Source organism: Geodermatophilus sp. SYSU D01176 (assembly GCF_054050015.1).
Window position 1 is genome coordinate 1 of record NZ_JBJGYN010000037.1, and the last position, 14814, is coordinate 14814.

Consider the following 14814-nt stretch of genomic DNA (forward strand, 5'->3'; position numbering starts at 1 on the left):
GTGGACGGGGCGGGGTTCTGGGGGCTCGAGCGGCACGCCCCCGGCAGTATCTTGGGGTAGGGGGCCGGGGGGCCGGGGGGGGGGGCGGCCCGCCCCCCCCCCCACACCGCCTGGTTCACCGAGGCGGCCCACCGGGGCGCCGTCGAGCCGCACCTGGTCCCGCGCTCGGAGGTGACGCTGCACCTGCCGGTCGAGGTCGCCGACTACGTGGACTTCTACAGCTCACGGCACCACGCGGAGAACCTCGGCCGGATGTTCCGCCCGGACTCCGAGCCGCTGACGCCGAACTGGAAGCACCTGCCGATCGGCTACCACGGCCGCGCGGGCACGGTGCAAGTCTCCGGGACGCCGGTGGTCCGCCCGAGCGGCCAGCGCAAGGCACCGACGGACGACGCCCCGACCTTCGGCCCCTCGCAGCGGCTGGACATCGAGGCCGAGGTCGGCTTCGTCGTCGGGGTGGGCTCCGACCTGGGCACCCGCGTGCCGCTCGCCGCGTTCCCGGAGCACGTCTTCGGCGTGTGCCTGGTCAACGACTGGTCCGCCCGGGACCTGCAGGCCTGGGAGTACGTGCCGCTGGGCCCCTTCCTCGGCAAGTCCTTCCTCACCTCGGTGTCGCCGTGGGTCGTGCCGCTGGCCGCGCTGGAGGCCGCCCGCGTCGCCCCGGAGCGCGACGTGCCGCTGCTGCCCTACCTGGACGACACCGGCCAGCCGTGGGGTCTCGACCTCGCCCTCGAGGTGCGCCTCAACGGCGAGCTCGTCAGCTGCCCGCCGTTCGGCCTCATGTACTGGACGCCGGCGCAGCAGCTGGCGCACATGACCGTCAACGGGGCCAGCCTCCGTACCGGCGACCTGTTCGCCTCCGGCACCGTCTCCGGCCCCGCCAAGGACCAGCGCGGCTCGTTCATCGAGCTCTCCTGGGGCGGCCAGGAGCCGCTGACGCTGCCGGACGGGTCGACGCGCACGTTCCTCGAGGACGGCGACGTCGTCACGATCACCGCGACCGCGCCGGGCGCGCACGGCGGCCGGATCGTCCTCGGCGAGGTCACCGGCCGGATCGAGCCGGCCCCGTGAGCGCGCCCTCCCGCACTGCAGTTCCGCACTCCCCCGTCCCCCTCACCGAAGGACCGCGATGACCACGCCCACCGTGACCGAGCCCGTGACCACCACGCCGGAGACGCCCACGTACGAGAGCCTGCTGGCGGGCGTCACCGCCCCCGACGGCCGCGAGGTGCTCGACCCGGCGACGGGCGAGGTCGTCGGCCGCGTCGCCTTCGGGACCCCCGAGGACCTGGACCGCGCCGTGGCGGCCGCCCGCGCCGCGCAGCCGGCCTGGGCCGCCCGCACCGACGCCGAGCGCATCGACCTGCTGCTGCGCGCCGCCGAGGCGGTCGAGGCGGCGGCCGAGCCGCTCGCCGAGCTGCTCTCCCGGGAGCAGGGCAAGCCGCTCAACGGCCCCAACGCCCGCTTCGAGGTCGGCGCCTGCGCCGCCTGGCTGCGCGCAACCGCCGCCACCGAGCTCCCGGGCGGCCCCGTGTTCGACGACGGCGACACCCGCGCCGAGCTGCACTACCGGCCCGTGGGCGTCGTGGGCGCCATCGGCCCGTGGAACTGGCCGATGATGATCACGATCTGGCAGGTCGCCCCGGCCCTGCGCATGGGCAACACCGTGGTGGTCAAGCCCTCGGAGTACACCCCGCTGAGCGTGCTGGCGCTGGTCGAGGTGCTCAACGGCGTGCTGCCCGCCGACGTGCTGACCGCCGTGGCCGGGGAGGGCGACGTGGGCGCGCGGCTGTCCGGCCACGCGGGCGTGGCCAAGCTGATGTTCACCGGCTCCACCGCGACGGGCCAGGCGATCATCCGCAGCTCCGCCGACACCGTGAAGCGGCTGACCCTCGAGCTCGGCGGCAACGACGCCGGGATCGTCCTGCCCGACGTCGACCCGCGGGCGATCGCGGAGGGCCTCTTCTGGGGCGCCTTCATCAACACCGGCCAGACCTGCGCGGCGCTCAAGCGCCTGTACGTGCACACCGACGTGTACGACGAGGTCTGCGCGGCCCTCGCCGACGTCGCGCGCGCCATGCCCATGGGCCGCGGCCTGGACGAGCAGAACGTGCTCGGCCCGCTGCAGAACCGCGCGCAGTACGAGATCGTCGCTCGGCTGGTCGACGCCGCGCGCGACGCCGGCGCGACGATCCTGGTCGGCGGCGACCCCGATGCCGACGCCCCGGGCTTCTTCTACCCGGCCACGCTCGTGGCCGACGTGGACGACGACAACCCGCTGGTGGCCGAGGAGCAGTTCGGCCCCGCCCTGCCGATCGTCCGCTACGACGACGTCGACCAGGCCGTGGCGATGGCCAACCGGCTCGACGTCGGCCTGGGCGCCTCGGTCTGGAGCAGCGACCGGGCGGCGGCGCGCGCCGTGGCCGCCCGGCTCGAGGCCGGCACCGTCTGGATCAACTCGCACGGCGGGGTGCACCCGATGATCCCGTTCGGCGGGGTCAAGAAGTCCGGGTACGGGCTGGAGTTCGGCGTCGAGGGACTGAAGGCCGTGGCCGTGCCCCAGGTGATCAACGGCTGACCACCCGGAGGGGCACCGTCCCGGCCCCGTCGAGGCGCCGGGGCGGTGCCGCCTGCACGTCGCCCACGCCGGCCGGGGCACCGGGGACGGCGACCGTACGCTGGCCGGCACGAGGCCACGGGAGGGACGGCGATGACCGAGGGCAACGACGGGGGGCAGGGCGGGAGCACGCCCCAGTCGCAGACGCTGGACCGGGGCCTGCGGATCCTCGAGCACCTGGCCGCCGTGGGCCGATCCCAGCCGATCGCGGAGATCGGCCAGGCACTGGGGCTCCACCGGTCGATCACCTACCGCCTGCTGCGCACCCTGGAGGACCACCAGCTCGTCGAGCGGGACACCGCCGGGCACTACCGGCTCGGCCTCGGCCTGCTCGGCCTCGCCCGCGGTGTGCGCACCGATCTCCAGTCGGCCGCGCTGCCCCGGCTCGACGCCCTGGTCGCGGAGCTGCGGATGACGGCGTTCCTGGTGGTCCGGGCCGGGGACGAGGCGGTGACCGTCTCCAGCGTGGAACCCCACGACTCCCCGGCGCACGTCGTGTACCGGCCGGGCATCCGGCACCCGGTGGGCCGGGGCGCACCCGGCCTCGCCCTCCTCATGCCCGAGGCGGCCTCGCCCGACGACCGCGCGGCGCTCCAGGAGGCCCGCCGGGTGGGGTGGGCCAGCTCGCACGGCGAGGTCATCCCCGGCGTCCGGTCGATCGCCGCTCCGGTGCTCGGCCCCGACGGGGGCGCCCGCGCCGCCCTGGCCGTGGTCTTCGTCGACGAGGGCGCGGACACCGACCGGATCGGCCGGGCCGTCGTCCGGTCGGCCCAGCAGGTGGGCGCCGCCCTCCGCTGAGGAGGGACCCCCCTGCCCCCGCCGCTCCCGGGCTCGGCGGTTTCCGCGGAAACCGCCGTCACGGCAGCCGCCCGACGAACTCCACCATGCGGCGGGACCCCGCAGGAGGCCCGCCTCAGGGTCAGGCGTTGCCGCGCCGGGCCTGCTCGCGCTCGATCGCCTCGAACAGCGCCTTGAAGTTGCCCTTCCCGAAGCCGAGCGAGCCGTGGCGTTCGATCAGCTCGAAGAACACCGTGGGCCGGTCGCCGATCGGCCGGGTGAAGATCTGCAGCAGGTAGCCGTCCTCGTCCCGGTCGACGAGGATGCCGCGGCGCTGGAGCTCCACGATCGGCACGCGGACGGTGCCGATGCGGGCCCGCAGTTCCGGGTCCTCGTAGTAGGAGTCCGGGGTGCCGAGGAACTCGATGCCCTCCGCGCGCAGCGCGTCGACCGTCGTGAGGATGTCGTTCGTGGCCAGCGCGACGTGCTGGGCACCCGGACCGCCGTAGAACTCCAGGTACTCGTCGATCTGCGACTTCTTCCTGCCGATCGCCGGCTCGTTCAGCGGGAACTTGACCCGGTGGTTGCCGTTGGCGACGACCTTGCTCATCAGGGCCGAGTAGTCGGTGGCGATGTCGTCGCCGATGAACTCGGCCATGTTGGTGAAGCCCATGACCCGGTTGTAGAAGTCCACCCACCGGTCCATGGCGCCGAGCTCGACGTTGCCGACGACGTGGTCGATGGCCTGGAACAGCCGCCTGGGCCGGCCGGGCCGTGGCTCGTGGGACGACGTCCGGGACACGTAGCCGGGCAGGTACGGCCCGGTGTACCGGGATCGGTCGACCAGGGTGTGGCGGGTGTCGCCGTAGGTGGCGATCGCGGCCAGCCGGACGGTGCCGTGCTCGTCGGCGAGGTCGTGCGGCTCCTCGAGGACCGTCGCGCCCTGCGCCCGCGCGTGCGCGATGCACCGGTCGACGTCCGGGACCGACAGCGCGATGTCGACGATGCCGTCGCCGTGCCGGCGGTGGTGGTCGGCCAGCGGGCTGGCCGGATCACAGGCGCCGGTGAGGACGAAGCGGGCCGCGCCCGACCGCAGCACGTAGGCCAGGTGGTCGCGGTTGCCGGTCTCCGGGCCGGAGTAGGCGATCAGCTCCATGCCGAAGGCCGACTGGTAGTGGTGCGCCGCCTGGGTGGCGTTCCCGACGATCCACACCAGCGCGTCCCAGCCGGAGACGGGGAACGGATCCCCCGAGGCGTCGTACTCCACCAGCCCGACGAGCTGCCGCAGCTGGTCGAGGTCCAGCTGCGCGAGGCGCTCGTCGTCGTTCAGGGTCTGCTCGAGGCTCATGTCCGACTCCTCCCGCGGTCGTCCGTCGCTGTCGCCTGCACCACACACCCACAGGCCCCGACTGCGCAACGGGCCCCGCAGCACGTGGTCCAGCTGCCCATCCGGTCCAGCCGATCGGGTCCTAGGCTGGGCGGACTGCACAGTCGACGACGCCGGAGCGGGAGGGCGTGCGGATGACCGGCGAGCGGGGCCTCGACGCCCTCGACGTGGCCCTGCTGGCCGCGCTGGAGGACCACCCGCGCGCGGGCGTCCTCGAGCTGTCCCGGGTCACCGGGGTGGCCCGGGGCACGGTGACGGCACGCCTGCAACGCCTGGAGGACGCCGGGGTCATCACCGGCTACGGGCCCGACGTCGACGTCCGCGCGGCCGGCTTCGGGGTGCAGGCCTTCGTGACCCTGGAGATCGCCCAGGGCGCGATCGACGAGATCCGGCACGACCTGGAGGCCATCCCCGGCGTCCTGGAGGCCCACGCCACGACCGGCAGCGGTGACGTGCTGTGCCGGGTGGCCGCCCGCTCCCACGAGGCCCTGCAGCAGGTCCTGGTCGACCTCAACCGGTCCCCGGCGGTGATGCGCTCGACGAGCGTGGTGGCGCTCTCCGAGCTGGTCCCCTGGCGCACCCGTCCCCTGCTCGAGTCCGCGGCCGCCCCGGGCGCGGGCCGGTCGGGCATGCGGCCGAAGGGGGACCGGAGCTCCCCGGCCGGCGCCTGACCCGACGGAGCACCAGGCCCGGGTGCGCCGGCCCCCTCGTGACGCCGTCGGTCACGAGGAACTGCGCGGTGACGACGGCGACCGTGGCCCGCCGTTCCGCATGGAGTGGGCCTCCCGCGGGCACACCCGGGACCCGACCGCAGACGACCCCCGGGAGCACCCCGTGACGACCACCCGCACCCGCCGCTGGCGCCTGGCCGCCGCCGGCATCGTGATCGCCGCGACCTCGTTCACCACTGCCGCGTGCGGCTCCGACACCGTGGACGACGGCGTCGAGCAGGAGGTCGAGGACGCCGGCAACGAGGTCGAGGAAGAGGTCGAGGGCGGCGACGACGACGGGGACGGCTGACCCCACCGCGTGACCCCCGTCGGGGCGGGGTACGGCGCCCGCCCGTGAGCACCGACGCGACCACCACCTCGGCGACCCGTGCGCAGCGGCTGGACCGGCTCCCGTTCACCCGCGAGCACGGCCGGCTCGTGGTGGGTTCCGGCCTGGGCTGGGCGCTGGACGCCATGGACGTCGGCCTCATCTCCTTCGTCATGGCCGCCCTGGCCGTCCAGTGGTCGCTGACCCCGACCGAGCTGTCCTGGATCGGCTCGATCGGCTTCGTCGGGATGGCCCTGGGCGCCACGCTCGGCGGGCTGCTGGCCGACCGCATCGGCCGGCGGCAGGTCTTCGCGCTCACCCTGCTGGTGTTCGGCGTGGCCACCGGAGCCGCCGCACTGGCCTGGTCGGTGGCCTCGCTGCTGGTGTTCCGGTTCCTCATCGGGCTGGGCCTGGGTGCCGAGCTGCCGGTCGCCTCCACGCTGGTGAGCGAGTTCGCGCCGGCCCGGGTGCGCGGCCGCGTGGTCGTGGCGCTGGAGGCGTTCTGGGCGGTCGGCTGGCTGCTGGCCGCGCTGATCGGCTACCTCGTCGTCCCGGGCAGCGACGACGGCTGGCGGTGGGCGCTGGCGCTGGGCGCCGTCCCCGCGCTGTACGCCGTGGTGGTGCGCCGCGGGCTGCCGGAGTCGGTGCGCTTCCTCGAGCTGCGGGGCCGGACCGACGAGGCCGAGGCGGCGGTGACCCGGTTCGAGTCGGCCGCCGGGGTCGTCCCGGTGCCGTCGGCCCCCGCCCGGCCGGTACCCGTGCCGGGGCCGGGCGCGCTGTGGGCCGCGGGCTCCCGCCGGCGGACGGCGGCCCTGTGGACGGTGTGGTTCGGCATCAACTTCGCCTACTACGGCGCCTTCATCTGGCTGCCCACGCTGCTGGTCGCCTCCGGGTTCTCACTGGTGCGCTCCTTCGGCTTCACGCTGCTGATCACGCTGGCCCAGCTGCCCGGCTACGCCGCCGCGGCGCTGCTCATCGAGTGGTGGGGCCGCCGTCCGACGCTGGTGGTGTTCCTGCTCGGCTCCGCGGCCGGCGCCGGGCTCTTCGCGCAGGCCGACGGCGACACCGCCGTGCTGGTCACCGGCATGGTGCTGTCGTTCTTCAACCTCGGCGCGTGGGGCGCGGTCTACGCCGTGACGCCGGAGGTCTACCCCACCGCGCTGCGCGCCACCGGCGCCGGTGCGGCCGCCGGGTTCGGCCGGATCGCCTCGATCGCCGCTCCGCTGTGCGTGCCGCCGCTGCTGGCCGCCGGCGGCAACGGCCTGGTCTTCGCCACCTTCGCCGCGTTCTTCGTGCTGGCCGCGCTCGCGGCCGTCCTGCTGCCCGAGCGCCGCGGCGAGTCCCTGGAGGCCCCCGTCCACTGACGCGGCCCGCCGCTGCACCCTCCCCGCCACCGTGCAGAGAAGTCTTTGCAAAGAGATCTCTGCACGGTGGCGGCGTGCCCGACCAGCCGACGATCGACGTCCACGACCCCCGGGTCCTGCGCGCGCTGGCCCATCCGCTGCGCAACGCCCTGCTCGGCCTGCTCCGCAGCGAGGGCCCGTCGACGGCCTCGAAGCTGGGCCAGCGGCTCGGCGAGAGCAGCGGCAGCACGAGCTACCACCTCCGCCGGCTGGCGGCGCTCGGCTTCGTCGAGGAGGTCCCCGGGGAGGGCACCGCCCGCGAGCGCTGGTGGCGGGCGCGGCACCGCAGCACCCGGTGGCAGACCGACGACGTCGTCGAACAGCCCGGCGGGCGCGAGGTGGTCGAGGAGTTCACCCACCTGTCGCTGTCCACCCAGCGCCGGCTGCTGGCCGCGCACGCCGAGCAGCGGGAGCACCTCGACCCGGAGTGGCGGGATGCGACGTCGCTCAACGACTGGGCGCTGCACCTGTCCCCCACCGCGGCCCGCGAGCTGACCGAGGAGCTCGACGCGGTGCTGCAGCGGTGGCGCGCCGACCGCGAGGACCCGGCGCAACCCCTGGTGAGCGTGCTCGTCGACGTCTTCCGGCTCCCCCGGCACCCGGCGTGACCCGCGCCCCGCTCACCCCCCGGCAGGCCCAGCGCCGGTACGTCGGCCTGACCGCGCTGCGCTGGCTGCCCATCGGCATCGCCGCTCCGGTCACCGTCCTGCTGGCCACCTCCCGCGGCCTCTCCCCCGCCGACATCGGCGTCACCGTGGCGGTCTACGGCGCGGTCACCCTGCTGCTCGAGCTGCCGACCGGTGGCCTGGCCGACGCCGTCGGGCACCGGCCGGTGCTGGTGCTGTCCGGGCTGCTCGGCACTGCCTCGCTGCTGCTGATGACCGTCGCCGACGGCGTCGGGCTGTTCGCGCTCGCCTGGGCCGTGCTGGGCGCCGGCCGGGCGCTCGACTCCGGGCCCCTGGAGTCCTGGTACGTCGACGCGGTGCACGCCCACGACCCGGACGCCGACGTCACCCCCGGGCTCGCCCGGGCCGGCGCGGCCGACGGGCTCGGCCTGGCCCTCGGCGCCGCGCTCGGCGGCCTGCTCCCGCTCGTGACCGACGGCTCGGGCAGCGCCGCGCTGGCGCTCCCGCTGCTGCTCGCCGCGGCGCTCACCGGCGTCTCGGTGGCCGCCGTCCTCTGGCTGGTCGTCCCGCTGCGGACCGCCACCGTGTCCGGCGGCCGGGCGCTGCTCACCGGCGTCCGGGAGGTGCCGGCCGTCGTCCGCGACACCCTCCGGCTGGTGGGACGTGACCGGGTGCTGCGCCTGCTGCTGACGATCTCCTTCCTCACCGGCGCCGTGCTGACGGCCCTGGAGCTGCTCGGCCCCCTGCACGTCGCCGACCTGGCCGGGGGCCTCGCCGAGGGCTCGGCGGTCTTCGGCGTCGTCATGGCCGCGTCCTTCGGGGCGGCGGCCGCGGGCTCCCTGCTCGCCCCTGCGGCGCGGCGGGCGGCACGCGGCTCGGTCGCCCGGGCCAGCGCGGTGTCCGGCGCGCTGTGCGCGGTCGCGGTCGCGGCGTTCGCCCTGGCGCCGGGCGTCGCGGTCGCTGCGGTGGCCTACGCGTCCTACCACCTCTGCAACGGCGCCGCCTGGCCGCTGCGCACGCAGGTGCTGCACGGGCAGACGACGTCGGCGCAACGCTCGACCACGGTCTCGGCGACGTCGCTGGCCCTGATGCTCGGCGGGCTGCTCGGCAGCCTGGCGTTGCCGCGACTGGCGGAGGCGGCCGGCACGCCCGCCGCCCTGCTCGCCGCCGCCGGCGCGGCCCTCCTGGTCGCCGTGGTCTCCTCCGGGCTGCGCCCGGGCCGGCCGGGTACACCGGCCCCACCGGGGGTAGCGGCCAGGCATGGCTGAACTGACCCGCGACCGCCTGCAGGGCCTGAAGGTCGCCGTCACCGGCGCCAGCGGCAACCTGGGGACGGCGCTGCTGCGCCGGCTCACCGCCCCGGGCAGCGGGGTGGCCGAGGTGCGGGGGCTGGCCCGGCGGCAGCCGCCGTCGATCGCCCCCTACGACGGGGTGCGGTGGCACCTGGCAGACCTCGGTGAGACCCGCAGCGACCACGAGCTCACCCGGTTCCTCGACGGGGTCGACGCCGTCGTCCACCTGACCTGGGCACTGCAGCCGGGACGCCAGCCCGAGCAGCTGCACCGGGTCAACGTCGACGGCACCCGCCGGCTCGCGCGGGCCGCGGCGGCGGCCGGGGTGGCGCACTTCGTGCACCTGTCCTCGCTCGGCGCCTACGCCGCCGGCGGGGGTGACCGGGAGGTGACCGAGGACTGGCCCACCACCGGCATCCCCAGCTCGCAGTACAGCCGGGACAAGTCGCAGGCCGAGCTGGTCGTCCGGGAGCTGCTGGGCTCCCGGGAGGGGACGACGCTCACCGTCGTGCGCCCCACGCTGGTGCTCCAGCCGGAGGCCAGCAGCGAGATCGGCCGCTACTTCCTCGGCCCGCTGCTGTTCGGCGCCGCCCGCCTGGTGCCCGGCTCCGTGGCCAGGCTGCTGCCGCTGCCCCTGCCGTCGCTGAGGGTGCAGGTCGTCCACGCCGACGACGTCGCCGACGCCCTCGTGGCGATGCTGGACCGCCGCGCACCCGGGCCGTTCAACCTCGCCGCCGGGCCGACGTTCGACGCCGACTCCCTCGCCCGCGCCCTGGGCACGGTGCGGGTGCCGGTCCCCGCCTTCGTGCTGCGGACGGCGCTGTCGGCCGCCTTCCACGCCCACCTGGTGCCGACCGAGCCCGGCTGGCTCGACCTCGGCCTGCAGGCGCCGGCGCTGGACAGCTCCCGCGCCCGCCGGCTGCTGGACTGGACGCCGGCCCACAGCGGCGACGACGTGCTGCGGGAGTTCGTCGCCGCCCTGGGCCGCGGCGAGGGCGCACCGGGCCCGCTGCTCCAGCCGGAGGGCGGCCCCGAGCGCGATCCCGCCGGCGACCCGGCCAACGTCCCGCGGACCGACTGAAGGAGGACCCCGTCCCGGGCCGCGGTCGGGGCGGGGGCCTCCCTCAGGTTCGTGGCATGCCGGCGTCGCGGAGCAGCCCGCCGCCGATGATCACCCGCTGCACCTCGCTGGTGCCCTCGTAGAGCCGGTACAGCCGGGCGTCACGGTAGAAGCGCTCGACCGGCGTCGTCCGCAGGTAACCGAGGCCGCCGTGCACCTGCACCGCACGGTCGACGGCCCGGCCGACCATCTCGGTGCAGAACAGCTTCGCCGACGACGGCCCGATGGAGGTGTCCTCGCCGGAGTCGTAGCGGGCGGCCAGGTCGCGCACCATCGCCCGGCCGGCCAGCAGTTCGGCGTGCGTGTCGGCGATCTGGGCCTGCACCAGCTGGAAGCGGCCGATCGGGGCGCCGCCCTGCTTGGCGGTCGCGGCGTAGGCCACCGACTCGTCGAGCACCCGCTGGGCCATCCCGACGCACAGCGCGGCGATGTGCAGCCGGCCGCGGGACAGCACGGTCAGCGCCGTCGAGTAGCCGCGCCCCTCCTCGCCGATCAGCGCCTCGGCGGGCACCCGGGCGTCGTCGAGGACGAGTTCCGCCGTCCAGGCGCCGGCCTGGCCCATCTTGCGGTCCTTCGGGCCGACGGTGACCCCGGGCGTCCGCGTGTCGACCACGAAGCTGGAGATGCCGCGGCCGCCCTTCTCCTGCGGGTCGCTGCGGGCGAAGACGACGAACAGGTCGGCGATCGGCGCGTTGGTGATGTAGCGCTTGACGCCGGCCAGCACCCAGCCGTCGCCGTCCCGGCGGGCGGAGGTGCGCAGCCCGGCCGGGTCCGAACCGGCCTCGGCCTCGGTCAGCGCGAACGAGCCGATCAGCTCGCCCGAGGCCAGCCGCGGCAGGTACGTCTTCTTCTGCTCCTCGCTCCCGAACCTCGCGATCACCTGGCCGGCGATGCCGTTGTTGGTGCCGAACAGCGACCGGAACGCCGGGGTGGTGTAGCCGAACTCGAAGGCCAGCTCGACGTCCTCGGCCATCGTGACGCCGAGGCCGCCGAACTCCTCGGGCAGCGCGTAGCCGAACAGCCCCATCGCGGCCGCGCGCTCGCGCAGGTCGTCGGGGATGCGGTCCTCGTCCTCGATCCGTTCCTCGAGCGGGACGACGATCTCCCGCACGAGCTGCCGGACGGCGTCCCTGACCTGGCGGAAGTCCTCGGCGTCCACGCCGCCATGGTGCCGCCCGCTCCCTCTCGCGGTCACCTCGGGTTCGCGGCGACAGGTCAGCGCGCTGCGCAGTCGCTCGGGCACCGTGGGTTGTCGGCACGGGGAGGCGGCACTACCGTCGGGAACGGCCGCCGAAACCGCCGGCGGTGCAGCACCACCTGCCGGAGTACCCGTGCCGCACCTGCAGACCGCCGTCGTCCCCGCTCCCGACCAGGTCGTCGTCCGGCTCACCGGCGACGTCGACGCCCCGGCCGTCCCGCGGCTCACCAGCGCCCTGGAGGAGGCCGCCGTCTCCGGGCGGGGCGCGGTCGTCGTGGACGTCGCCGGGGCCCGGTTCCGCGACGCCTCGGGCCTGCAGGTGCTGGCGGGGTTCACCGACGCGCTGGTCCCGGCCGGCCGGCACTGCCGCATCGTGGGCGCTCCCGCCGCCACCCGCCGCCTCGTCCGCTCGGTCGGGCTGGACGGGCGGCTGGAGCTCGACGGTCTGGTGGACGACGGCGACCCGCGTCCCGCCGTCCCCCTGCCCACGCCTCGGACGCCGTTCCCGACGCGCCGCGCGGGTCTGCCGCACCAGGGGCGGCCCGCGCGGCGCGCCGAGGAGCGTCCGGCCCGGCGCCGGCCGCGGCCGGGGTCGCTGCGCCGCTGGCGCTGAGAGGAGGACCGCCTCCTACCCACCCCTCACAGGCTCGGGGTGGGACCCGGGAGGCGGCCGGGAAGGGCACTCGAAGGGAGGCCTCTCAGGCCAGGGCGTCCAGGCGGGCCATGTCCTCGTCGGAGAGGCGGAGCCGGGCCGCGCCGAGGTTCTCGGTCAGGTGCTCGACGGACTTGGTGCCGGGGATGGGGAGCACCACGGGCGACGTCTGCAGGAGCCAGGCGAGGGCCACCTGGGACGGCGTGGCGTCCAGCTCCCGGGCGATGTCGGCGACCGGGCTGTCCGGCGCGGCCAGGTCCCCGGTCGCGATGGGGAACCACGGGATGAAGGCGATGCCGTGCTCGGTCGCGTGGTCGAGGACGTCCTGCGACTGCCGGTTGGTCAGGTTGTAGAGGTTCTGGACGCTGACGATCTCGACGATCTCGCGGGCCTGCTCGAGCTCGGCCACCGAGACCTCGGAGACGCCGATGTGGCGGACCTTGCCCTCCTCCTGCAGCTCCTCGAAGGCACCGAGCTGGTCGGCCAGCGGCACCTCGGCGTCGATGCGGTGCAGCTGGATGAGGTCGATGCGCTCCAGCTTCAGCGTGCGCAGCGAGAGCTCCACCTGCTGCTTCAGGTAGGCCGGGCGGCCGACCGGCGTCCAGATGCCGGGGCCCTGCCGGGTCAGACCGGCCTTGGTCGCGATGACCAGGCCCTCCGGGTAGGGGTGCAGCGCCTCGGCGATGATCCGCTCGCTGACCACCGGGCCGTAGGAGTCCGCGGTGTCGATGAAGTCCACGCCCTGCTCGACGGCGGCGCGGACGACGCGGCGGGCGTTCTCGGGGTCGGCCGGCTCCCCCCACACGCCGGGGCCGGGCAGCTGCATGGCGCCGTAGCCGAGGCGGTGGACGGGCAGGTCCCCGCCGATCGAGAAGGTGTCACTGGGCGCGACCGTGGTCATGGAGCCTCCGCAGGGGTCGGCCCGCGGCCGGGTGCCACGGGGTCGTCAGAGCGCGGCAGCACCCGCAGCGGGCGTTGCTCTTCCAGGATGTGACGGCCGACACACCGAGGAGGGCCCATGGGCGAGATCGTCGTGCTGCGGCACGGGCAGACCGAGTGGAGCCTGAGCGGCCAGCACACCAGCGTCACCGACCTGCCGCTGCTCCCGGAGGGCGAGGAGCAGGCCCGGCGGCTGCGGGGCGAGTTCGGGGACCGCTCCTTCGCGGCCGTGTGGGTCAGCCCCCGGCTGCGGGCGCGACGGACCGCGGAGCTGGCCGGGCTGACCCCCACCGCCACCGACGAGGACCTCGTGGAACTGGACTACGGCGGCTACGAGGGGCGGACGACGGCGGCGATCAGCGAGGAGATGGGCCGCACCTGGTCGATCTGGGTCGACGGCACCATCCCTGGGGAGACGCCCGGCGAGACGCTGCAGGACGTCGGCGTGCGGGTCGACCGGGTGCTCGACCGCGCCCGGCCGCTGCTGGCCGACGGCGACGTCATGCTCATCGCCCACGGGCACGTGCTGCGCATCCTCACCGCCCGCTGGCTGGGTCTGGACCCCGCGGCCGGCCGCCTGCTCGCGCTGCCGGCCGGCTCCTACGGCGTCCTCGGACACGAGCACGCCCGGCCGGTGCTCACCGGCTGGGGGCTGCACTGACGGGGGGCGGGGCGGCGGGACGGCCGAACAGCCAGCCCTGACCGAGGTCGGCGCCCAGCCGGGTGACCTCGTCGGCGATCCGCTCGGTCTCCACGCCCTCGGCCACGACCTGCGCGCCGAGGGTGTGCGCGAGCTCCACGACCGACCGGACCATGGTGCGCGCGCCGTCGTCGGGCAGCGCCTGCACGAGCGCCCGGCCGAGCTTGACCACGTCCGGGCGGACGGCGGTCATCAGCGCGCGGCTCGACCAGCCCGCCGCGACGCCGTCCAGCGCGACCCGCCAGCCCAGCGAGCGGTGGTGCTCGAGCACCGAGAACAGGTGCCCGCGGTCCCGGACGGCGGAGACCTCGCCGACCTCGACGACCAGCCGCGACGGGTCGATGCCGGAGTCGGCCAGCGCCTGCTCGGTGCTGGCCAGGCTCACCTCCGGCCGGTGCACCGACGCGGGGTCGGAGTTGACGAACAGGTCGGCGTCCCCGAGCCAGGGCGCCGCGCCGAGGATCGCCGACTCGCGCCCGATGCGGTCCAGCCGCGGCAGCCAGCCGGCGGACTCCGCCACGAAGAAGAGGTCTTCGCCGCCGACCTCCCGGCCGTCGACGGTGCCGCGCAGCAGCGCCTCCTGCGCGACGACGGCGCGGTCGTCGAGCCGGACGATCGGCTGGTACACCGACCACAGCTCCGCCTCTGCCAGCAGGCCGATCTCGGCGGTGACCCCGCGGCGGGCCAGCTCGACGGCCAGCGTGGGCGCGGTGAGCAGCCGCGCGGCCAGGGTCGGTCCGCCGTCCGGCGGGTCGGTGGCCACCCGCAGGTCCTCGGCCTCCGCCGTCGTCAGCGCGCGGGCCAGCCGGTGGAAGAGCCGGTCGATGCTGCGGCCGCCGTCCTCGTCGTCGAGGTCGAGCAGGTCCGGCGACGCCGACACCACCAGCCCCAGGGCCCGGGCGGTCCGCGTCACCTCGGCGAGCAGGTGCGCGTCCGACGTGGCCAGGAGGACCCGGGTGGCGCGTGCGGGGAGGTGCCAGTACTCCCGGCGCCGGAGTCGTCCGTCGGTGCTCGCCACCGCACGAGGATGACCGAGGCGCGACATGGGACCCGAGAGGCGCGCGG

The 14814-nt window shown here is 75.6% G+C and carries 15 protein-coding genes; 11 read left to right on the forward strand and 4 right to left on the reverse strand.

The genetic code is table 11. The features are described from left to right. The first annotated feature begins 153 nt into the window (after positions 1–153). The 3 genes from fahA (at position 154) to ACI78Z_RS17860 (ending at position 3415) form a co-directional block, all read left to right on the forward strand. Positions 154–1071 (forward strand): fumarylacetoacetase, encoded by a 918-nt coding sequence (fahA, locus tag ACI78Z_RS17850; protein ID WP_457037939.1) that lies wholly within the window; start codon positions 154–156, stop codon positions 1069–1071. A 58-nt stretch (positions 1072–1129) separates the two neighbouring features. Beyond that, on the forward strand, positions 1130–2578 hold the full coding sequence (locus ACI78Z_RS17855) for an aldehyde dehydrogenase family protein (RefSeq protein ID WP_457037887.1): 1449 nt from the start codon (positions 1130–1132) through the stop codon (positions 2576–2578). 132 nt (positions 2579–2710) lie between these two features. Next, on the forward strand, positions 2711–3415 hold the full coding sequence (locus ACI78Z_RS17860; RefSeq protein ID WP_457037888.1) for an IclR family transcriptional regulator: 705 nt from the start codon (positions 2711–2713) through the stop codon (positions 3413–3415). Positions 3416–3536: 121 nt separating this feature from the next. Here ACI78Z_RS17860 and hppD read toward each other — a convergent pair whose 3' ends face one another. Continuing rightward, positions 3537–4742 carry a 4-hydroxyphenylpyruvate dioxygenase gene (gene hppD / locus ACI78Z_RS17865; protein WP_457037889.1) on the reverse strand — a complete coding sequence of 402 codons (1206 nt, stop codon included), beginning with the start codon at positions 4740–4742 and terminating at the stop codon, positions 3537–3539. A 173-nt stretch (positions 4743–4915) separates the two neighbouring features. On the opposite strand from hppD, the gene ACI78Z_RS17870 reads away from it, so the two are divergent. From ACI78Z_RS17870 to ACI78Z_RS17895, 6 genes are all read left to right on the forward strand, one after another. After that, on the forward strand, positions 4916–5452 hold the full coding sequence (locus ACI78Z_RS17870; RefSeq protein WP_457037890.1) for an Lrp/AsnC family transcriptional regulator: 537 nt from the start codon (positions 4916–4918) through the stop codon (positions 5450–5452). Positions 5453–5615: 163 nt separating this feature from the next. Next, positions 5616–5801 (forward strand): hypothetical protein, encoded by a 186-nt coding sequence (locus tag ACI78Z_RS17875; protein ID WP_457037891.1) that lies wholly within the window; start codon positions 5616–5618, stop codon positions 5799–5801. A 44-nt stretch (positions 5802–5845) separates the two neighbouring features. After that, positions 5846–7183, forward strand: coding sequence for an MFS transporter (locus ACI78Z_RS17880; protein WP_457037892.1), 1338 nt, complete (start codon positions 5846–5848; stop codon positions 7181–7183). A 74-nt stretch (positions 7184–7257) separates the two neighbouring features. Continuing rightward, entirely contained in the window at positions 7258–7830 is a 573-nt protein-coding gene (locus ACI78Z_RS17885; RefSeq protein WP_457037893.1) for a helix-turn-helix domain-containing protein, read from the forward strand. Beyond that, a complete protein-coding gene (locus ACI78Z_RS17890) occupies positions 7827–9116 on the forward strand; it encodes an MFS transporter (protein WP_457037894.1) in 1290 nt (429 codons plus the stop codon). Before ACI78Z_RS17885 ends, ACI78Z_RS17890 begins: the two co-directional genes overlap by 4 nt. Continuing rightward, complete coding sequence (locus tag ACI78Z_RS17895; RefSeq protein ID WP_457037895.1) at positions 9109–10221, forward strand: NAD-dependent epimerase/dehydratase family protein; 1113 nt, start codon at positions 9109–9111, stop codon at positions 10219–10221. Before ACI78Z_RS17890 ends, ACI78Z_RS17895 begins: the two co-directional genes overlap by 8 nt. A gap of 43 nt (positions 10222–10264) precedes the next feature. Here ACI78Z_RS17895 and ACI78Z_RS17900 read toward each other — a convergent pair whose 3' ends face one another. Further along, on the reverse strand, positions 10265–11419 hold the full coding sequence (locus ACI78Z_RS17900) for an acyl-CoA dehydrogenase family protein (RefSeq protein ID WP_457037896.1): 1155 nt from the start codon (positions 11417–11419) through the stop codon (positions 10265–10267). A gap of 172 nt (positions 11420–11591) precedes the next feature. Between ACI78Z_RS17900 and ACI78Z_RS17905 the strand changes: the two genes are divergently transcribed. Beyond that, positions 11592–12071, forward strand: coding sequence for an STAS domain-containing protein (locus ACI78Z_RS17905; protein ID WP_457037897.1), 480 nt, complete (start codon positions 11592–11594; stop codon positions 12069–12071). Positions 12072–12156: 85 nt separating this feature from the next. Here the strand turns inward: ACI78Z_RS17905 and ACI78Z_RS17910 are convergent, their stop codons facing one another. Then, on the reverse strand, positions 12157–13011 hold the full coding sequence (locus ACI78Z_RS17910; RefSeq protein ID WP_457037898.1) for an aldo/keto reductase: 855 nt from the start codon (positions 13009–13011) through the stop codon (positions 12157–12159). Positions 13012–13128: 117 nt separating this feature from the next. On the opposite strand from ACI78Z_RS17910, the gene ACI78Z_RS17915 reads away from it, so the two are divergent. Beyond that, complete coding sequence (locus ACI78Z_RS17915; protein ID WP_457037899.1) at positions 13129–13710, forward strand: histidine phosphatase family protein; 582 nt, start codon at positions 13129–13131, stop codon at positions 13708–13710. Here ACI78Z_RS17915 and ACI78Z_RS17920 read toward each other — a convergent pair. After that, entirely contained in the window at positions 13688–14767 is a 1080-nt protein-coding gene (locus ACI78Z_RS17920; protein WP_457037900.1) for an EAL domain-containing protein, read from the reverse strand. The genes ACI78Z_RS17915 and ACI78Z_RS17920 overlap by 23 nt on opposite strands. Between the last annotated feature and the right edge of the window lie 47 nt (positions 14768–14814).

Coding starts and splice junctions, on each gene's coding strand:
- ACI78Z_RS17855 (WP_457037887.1), top strand. CDS start 1,130: ATGACCACGCCCACCGTGACCGAGCCCGTGACCACCACGCCGGAGACG.
- ACI78Z_RS17860 (WP_457037888.1), top strand. CDS start 2,711: ATGACCGAGGGCAACGACGGGGGGCAGGGCGGGAGCACGCCCCAGTCG.
- ACI78Z_RS17895 (WP_457037895.1), top strand. CDS start 9,109: ATGGCTGAACTGACCCGCGACCGCCTGCAGGGCCTGAAGGTCGCCGTC.
- ACI78Z_RS17870 (WP_457037890.1), top strand. CDS start 4,916: ATGACCGGCGAGCGGGGCCTCGACGCCCTCGACGTGGCCCTGCTGGCC.
- hppD (WP_457037889.1), bottom strand. CDS start 4,742: ATGAGCCTCGAGCAGACCCTGAACGACGACGAGCGCCTCGCGCAGCTG.
- ACI78Z_RS17915 (WP_457037899.1), top strand. CDS start 13,129: ATGGGCGAGATCGTCGTGCTGCGGCACGGGCAGACCGAGTGGAGCCTG.
- ACI78Z_RS17910 (WP_457037898.1), bottom strand. CDS start 13,011: ATGACCACGGTCGCGCCCAGTGACACCTTCTCGATCGGCGGGGACCTG.